The organism is Bradyrhizobium sp. P2_E8 (assembly GCF_056403875.1).
This window is the reverse complement of record NZ_JBFUES010000386.1, coordinates 1-6,601: the sequence shown is the minus strand read 5'-3', so window position 1 is coordinate 6,601 and position 6,601 is coordinate 1. Positions and strand designations below refer to the sequence as shown.

6 protein-coding genes are annotated in these 6,601 nt (G+C 60.3%); 2 read left to right on the top strand and 4 right to left on the bottom strand.

All coding sequences use genetic code 11. The features are described 5' to 3' along the window. The 3 genes from AC1D00_RS21190 to AC1D00_RS21180 form a co-directional block, all read right to left on the bottom strand. A partial coding sequence (locus AC1D00_RS21190; protein ID WP_477012003.1) for a peptide ABC transporter substrate-binding protein occupies window positions 1-1,284 on the bottom strand: 1,284 nt, incomplete at its 3' end. Window positions 1,285-1,293: 9 nt separating this feature from the next. After that, window positions 1,294-2,982: an ABC transporter ATP-binding protein gene (locus AC1D00_RS21185; protein ID WP_477012002.1), complete on the bottom strand. Its 1,689-nt coding sequence runs from the start codon at window positions 2,980-2,982 to the stop codon at window positions 1,294-1,296. Window positions 2,983-3,138: 156 nt separating this feature from the next. Then, window positions 3,139-3,273: a hypothetical protein gene (locus AC1D00_RS21180; protein ID WP_283813918.1), complete on the bottom strand. Its 135-nt coding sequence runs from the start codon at window positions 3,271-3,273 to the stop codon at window positions 3,139-3,141. 391 nt (window positions 3,274-3,664) lie between these two features. On the opposite strand from AC1D00_RS21180, the gene AC1D00_RS21175 reads away from it, so the two are divergent. Then, entirely contained in the window at window positions 3,665-4,990 is a 1,326-nt protein-coding gene (locus AC1D00_RS21175; protein WP_477012001.1) for an NAD(P)/FAD-dependent oxidoreductase, read from the top strand. 105 nt (window positions 4,991-5,095) lie between these two features. Continuing rightward, window positions 5,096-5,572 carry an Lrp/AsnC family transcriptional regulator gene (locus AC1D00_RS21170; protein ID WP_092295381.1) on the top strand — a complete coding sequence of 159 codons (477 nt, stop codon included), beginning with the start codon at window positions 5,096-5,098 and terminating at the stop codon, window positions 5,570-5,572. Between the two features lie 16 nt (window positions 5,573-5,588). Here AC1D00_RS21170 and AC1D00_RS21165 read toward each other — a convergent pair. Continuing rightward, a partial coding sequence (locus tag AC1D00_RS21165; protein WP_477012000.1) for an aminotransferase class III-fold pyridoxal phosphate-dependent enzyme occupies window positions 5,589-6,601 on the bottom strand: 1,013 nt, incomplete at its 5' end.

Sequence of the window (6,601 nt, the reverse complement as noted above, 5' to 3'; positions counted from 1 at the left end):
CATCACGGCAGCGGGCAGGTTCGATATCTTCATCTCGACGCCCAGCTGCGCAAACGTTTGCTGCAGGAACTGCTGCACCTGTTCGCGCAGGGGATCGCCGGACGTGGTCGAATTGGTAAAGGACAGGCGAACGCCGTTCTTGGCACGAATGCCGTCCGCGCCCTTTGCCCAGCCGGCTTGATCGAGGATCTTGCCCGCGCGATTCACGTCAAATTGGTGCAGGGGCAGATTGCCGTTGAAAAAGAAGGACTGCCGCGGCATGAACGTCTCTGTCGGAGTAGGCACCCCGTAATAGAGCCCCTGAATGATCGCCTCCTTATCGATCGCCGCGTAGAGCGCCTCGCGAACGGCAAGCTCCTTGAACTGCGGCCGCTCGAGGTTCAGGTAGAAGGATTCGAATGAGGTCCTTGGGACGAGGGTCACGACGCGGTTCGGCAGCGTCTTGGCTTCCCCGTAGTGGTCAGGGGTGATGTAGGGCTGACCCACCAAATCAACGTCGCCGCTCTTGAATTGGGTGTAGAGGACGGTGAGATCGGGAATGTATTTGAAGACCAGCCTCTCGATGTGAGGACCTTCACCGAAATAGTTCGGGTTAGCCACAAGCTCGAGATGATCGCCGGGGACCCGCTGGCCCCACTTGAACGGACCGGTGCCGACCGGCGCCTGATTGAAGGCGGCGTTGTTCGGATTGGCCTCCTTCTCGAGGATGTGCTTGGGGACGATGAAGGTTTCGGTCAGGAAGGACAAATAGGGCGCAAAGGGCTCTTCCATTCGCCATGAGATCTCCGTCGGTGAGATCACGGTGATGTCGCGCACGAGAGCATGTCCGGCGGTGCGCCAACTCCGGAAATTTGGATTCGTGATCAGTTCGAGCGTGAACTTCACGTCCTCGGCGCTGAAAGGCGTGCCGTCGTGCCAGCGAACGTCGTCACGCAGGCGAATGCGCCACTTGAGGCCGTCCTCCGAAATTCCGCCATTCTTCTGGTCCGGCACTTCCACCGCAAGGTTGGGCTGAATGACGCCTTGAGGATCGATGCGGAAAAGCGCATCGAAGACCGAGAAATGCACGCCATCATCGACTTCGATGTGGACCATCAGCGGATTGAAGACGGTCGGCTCTTGTCCGAGCCCGACGATCACGCGGCCGGTTGGTTTCGCTGGAGAGGTGCGCGCGAGGGCAGGTTGTCCCAGCAAATTTGATCCGGCGAGGCCAGCCACCCCGGCAATCATCAACTGGAGTGCGCTACGTCGCGAATAGATCGATGCAGTCTTTGCTTCAGTCATGACCCCTCCTCATTTGTGGCTATGTCCGGCCAATGTCGATTGGCTTCCAATGGCGCGGGCGTTGCTTTGCTGCTCGCCGGGGATGGCAGCGACCAGTTCCCGTGTGTAGGCGGATGTCGGGTTCAGGAAGATCTGCGATGGCGGCCCGTGCTCGACGATCTGCCCTCGATGCATGACCGCAATCTCATCGCAGATCTGGCTGGCCACGCGCAGATCGTGCGTGATGAAAATCATCGATACGCCGGTCTCTCGCTGAATCTGGTCCAACAGCTTCAAAATCTGCGCCTGGATCGATACGTCGAGCGCTGAAACGGCCTCGTCAGCGATCAGCAGCTTCGGCTTGAACATCAGCGCCCGAGCGATTCCAATGCGCTGACGTTGACCACCCGAGAACTCGTGGGGATAACGATCGAAGGTTCCCGCATCCAGGCCGACATGGGCCAGGAGCTCTCGTGCCTGCTCACATGCGTCCTTGTGTGGAAGTCCATGCGCGATCGGACCAACCGTCAGTATTTGCCCGACCGTTGATCGCGGATTGAGCGAGGCAAATGGATCCTGAAAAATCATCTGGATCTTTGGCCGAATCGGCCGAAACTCGGCTTCGGATAGCCGGGCAACGTCACCTCCCTCGAACAGGATAGAGCCGCTGTCGCTGTCGAGAAGCTTGATCAACAATCGCCCGAGCGAGGATTTGCCGGAGCCGCTTTCTCCAACCACGCCCAGGGTGCGTCCCGGCGAAAGGTCGAACGACAYGCCGTTAACCGCGGGTACGATCCGCTGCTTGCCGAACAGCGCACTGCCGCTGCGGTAGGTCTTGACCAGACATTCGACCTTCAGGATGGAAGACGAGGCCGCAGCTTCCGCCGGGACGCGATCCTTTCCCGTCAGATGCGGCACGGCCGCGATCAGACGGCGCGTGTAGAGATGGCTCGGGGACTTCAGCACCTGCTCGGCGCTCCCCTGCTCCACGCAGTGACCCTTCTCCATCACCACAACGGAATCGGCAATCTCAGCCACAACTCCGAAGTCATGGGTAATGAACATCACGCTCATTCCCTTGCGGCGTTGAATGTCGCGGATCAGTTGCAGAATCTGCGCTTGTGTCGTCACGTCGAGTGCGGTGGTCGGCTCGTCCGCTATCAGGATCGCAGGCTCGAGAGCCAGAGCCATGGCGATCATCACCCGCTGTCGCTGCCCGCCCGAGAGCCGGAACGGATACTGATGATACATCAGCGGCGGATCCGGCAGGCCCACCTCCGTCAGCAATTCTATGGCGCGGCTACGGCGAGATTTCGGCGTTCCCGCACCGTGCGCCGCCATCACTTCCTCGATCTGCGCGCCCACTGTCATCAGCGGATTGAGCGCGGACAGCGGGTCTTGGAAGATCATCGAGACGACACGGCCACGGAGGTCGCGCAGACTCTCCGGCGAGAGTCCGACGAGGTCCATGCCTTCCAGACGGATTTCTCCCGAAAACACGCGGATCGACTTGGGCAAGAGCCCCATGATCGCATTGGCCGTGACAGATTTGCCAGAACCGGATTCTCCTATGATGCAGAGAATCTGTCCGCGCTTCAGTTCAAAGGAGACGTTCTCGACCGCGTGCGCCCGCTCCATGCCCGCCGGCAAGCTCACGGTCAGGTCATGGACCGCGAGTGCCACATCTTGCGAGGCTAAAGGTTGCGGGGCAGAGGTCATCTGAACATTCTCCCCTTTCAAGCGCGTCCCATGATCCCGTTGCGGATCGGCTCTTCGGCCTCTTTTACCGCCGCTACGCTCGGACAGGTCAACAACTCGTCGCTCATTCTGCCATTCTCCGCGCGGTGAATACGACATGATTCAGAGGTGGTTGCTCTACGGCCAAAGGCGTCGCTGAGCGCGGGCGATCAGTCGAATGGAGCGCTCGAACAATGAATCGAGGTCTGAGAAGCTGCCATAGGCGCCCAGCTCGATCGCTTCGGCAAAGGTCTCCTCCCTGACAAGGCCCATCGCGCGTCACCTTTTGAATTTCTGGCCGTTGATCGACATTGATCCGGTACTCACAACTCTGACTGCTTCAATCATCCCGGAGTCGCCGAAAAGCGACGGATAGGCAGCATGAAGTTCTAAAAACGAAGCCCGATTTGGCATTTCGGTCTGCGGCCGCAGGCGCGCAGGTTCGGCCGAGGTTTGCCTGCAGGTACGAAAAGGCAGCTCCAATTGCAGAGAGCACCCGTCAGTCTTCCGGTCTATGAGATGGCGTACAATCGAAATATCTTTGCAATAACTGCCTGCACCACAAGCCGTAAACCGCAGGAAATTCCGCCCAACCACGAAAGTCCGAAGCGCGCCTGCCGCAACTGCTCGGATACGATACGGCAAGCATCGGAGTCCCAGCCCCATGAACCCGCCACTCATGCACATCGAATCCAGCCCCTCCCTGCCTCGAGAGGCAGACGTCGTCGTYATCGGCGGCGGGGTGGTCGGCGTGTTCACGAGCTATTACCTGGCGCGTCGAGGCCTCAAAGTCGCCTTGCTCGAAAAGGGCCGCGTCGCCGCCGAACAATCCAGCCGCAACTGGGGATGGTGCCGCCAACAGAACCGCGACGCGCGCGAGTTGCCGATTGCAACCAAGAGCCTCGATCTCTGGGAGAAGGTTGCCCATGAGACCGGTGAAGATACCGGCTTCCGCCGCTGCGGCCTGTTGTATTTATCGAACGACGAAGGTGAGCTGGAGGGCTGGRCCAAGTGGCGAGACTTCGCCAGAACGGTGGGCGTTACGACGCACATGTTGGATGCCGAAGAAGCCAACGAGCGAGGCAAGGCGACGGGTCGTAAGTGGAAAGGTGGCGTCTTCTCTCCCACCGACGGGACGGCAGATACCTCAAAGGCAGTGCCCATCGCCGCGCGTGCGATCATGACGGCCGGTGGGACGGTGCACCAGCAATGCGCGGCGCGCGGCTTGGAGCTCAGTGGCGGCCGGGTCAACGGCGTGGTGACCGAAGCCGGCACAATCCGGACGAAAACGGCGGTCATGGCAGGAGGCGCGTGGGCCTCCTCATTCTGCAACCAGTTGGGAATTCGTTTTCCGCAAGCGTCCGTGCGCCAGTCCATTCTCGCTTTGGCCCCTGGCGCCGCCGGCCTGCCTGATGCCCTTTACACCGGGCTCGTCTCGCTCACCCGGCGGGGCAATGGCGGATACACGCTCGCTATCAGCGGGCGCGCGCGAGTTGACCCCACGCCGCAGCAATTCAGATTCGGCCGCGAATTCCTGCCCATGTTCGCCCGCCGGTGGCGAAGTCTCAGCCCTGGGGCTTTCGAAGGGCTGCGGCAGGGCCATGAAACCCTGGCTAAATGGGGGCTGGATGAGGTTACCCCGATGGAGCTGAACCGCACGCTCGATCCTCGCCCCGACATGAAGCAGATTCGGGCGACGCATCGACGAGCTTGCAAGCTGCTGCCGGAACTTGAGCACGTCGAAATCTCGAGTGTCTGGGCCGGCTACATCGACAGCACGCCAGACGGCATCCCCGCAATCGGCGAAGTTCAGTCGATTCCAGGTTTCATCCTGGCCGCAGGGTTCAGCGGCCACGGCTTCGGAATCGGCCCAGGCGCCGGGCATATGATCGCAGACATCGTTACGGGCAGCGCGCCAATCGTCGACCCGCGCCCCTACAGGCCGGAGCGGCTGAAAATGAGCGCCTGGGGCAAGGTCAGCGACTTCTAGAATCCGGTTTCCGCCCCCGTGGGAAAAAATGCTGGTTGATGCTATGACAATGCATATGACGCAGAAGCCTCAAAGCCTTGACGCCTCCCATCTCATGGCATTGCTATGAAGCTCGATAAGATCGACATCAGGATTTTATGCGAACTGCAGAAGAACGGGCGGATTTCCAATGTCGAGCTCGCAGAGCTGATCAACCTTTCTCCGAGCCCGTGCCTGATGCGCGTGAAGAGGCTCCAGACGGAAGGCTTCATCACCGGCTATTCCGCCCAGATTGACGTTGCCAAGCTCGGCCAAACTCTCACTGTCTTCGCCGAAATCACCCTCAAGAATCATCGCCAGATCGATTTCGCGCGCTTTCTCACGACAATCGAAAAGATCGATTCCGTAGTCGAGTGCCATCTCGTTTCGGGCGGGTACGACTATCTCGTCAAGTTCATCACGGCAGGGATCAGTGAATACCAGGCGGTCATGGAGCGCCTGGTCGAGATGGATATCGGCATCGACAAATACTTCAGCTTTGTCGTGCTGAAATCGCCAATCGTGAAGTCCCATTTGCCGCTCGAAAGCATCTTCAATAGCTGACAAGCAGGCGCAGCGATCAACCTTTCATCGCCGCGCGGACGTCCTTGTCTTCCAGCGTTTGGTCGAGCGTGACCCTTGTGCGTTCGATGATGCCGTCGATATCCGCATCCGTACAGCAGAGCGGCGGGGCATAGCCCAGCACGCCCTGAGCAAAGGCGCGGATGACGAGGCCGTTGTCCCATGCGCGGTCGAAAATGCGGCGCGCCGCGTCGGCTTCCGCCGGCAGCGGCGTCTTGCGCTCCTTATCGGTGACAAGCTCGATTGCGCCCAGCATACCGCGACCACGGACATCGCCGACAAGCGGATGATCGGCCAGTGCACGAAGGCCTTGCATCAGGCGGTGCCCGGCCTTCCGGCCGTTTTCCAGAAGACCGTTTTCGTAAAGGTCCAGGCACGCGAGCCCGACGGCTGCACTGACGGGATGTGCGGAATAGGTGTAGCCGTGGCCGACGGCCGCCTTGCCGGCGCCATCGGCAATGGTGTTGTAGACGCGGTCGGACATCAGAACGGCCCCCATCGGCACATAACCCGAAGTCAGGCCTTTGGCCGTGGTCATAAGATCCGGCACGACATCGTCCTCCTCGCAGGCGAAGAGCGGACCGACACGGCCGAAACCGGTGATGACCTCATCGGCAATGAACAGGACATCCTGCTCCTTGCAAACAGCGTGCATGGCCTTCAGCCAGGACGGCGGCGGAACGAGGACGCCTCCTGACCCCTGTATCGGCTCGACGTAGAAGGCGGCGACACGTTCGGCGCCGAGTTCGGCGATCTTTGCCCGCAGAGCGGCGACCGATGCCGCAATGATAGCCTGGGGATGGGAACCGACGGGATTGCGATAGGCGTAGTGCGACGGAATTTTGTGCTGCCAGTTGTATGGCACTCCGAAGCCCGCATGAAAGGCCGGCAGCGCGGTCAAGCCGGCCCCTGCCGTCGACGATCCATGGTAGCCGGACTCGACGGAGATGAACTGATCTTTCTGCGGCGTACCCTTGGCATGATAATAGTACCGGATGAACCGGATCGTAC

Excerpts from the sequence above, each read along its gene's own strand:
- AC1D00_RS21180 (WP_283813918.1), bottom strand. The coding sequence starts at position 3,273 with ATGGGCCTTGTCAGGGAGGAGACCTTTGCCGAAGCGATCGAGCTGGGC.
- AC1D00_RS21170 (WP_092295381.1), top strand. The coding sequence starts at position 5,096 with ATGAAGCTCGATAAGATCGACATCAGGATTTTATGCGAACTGCAGAAG.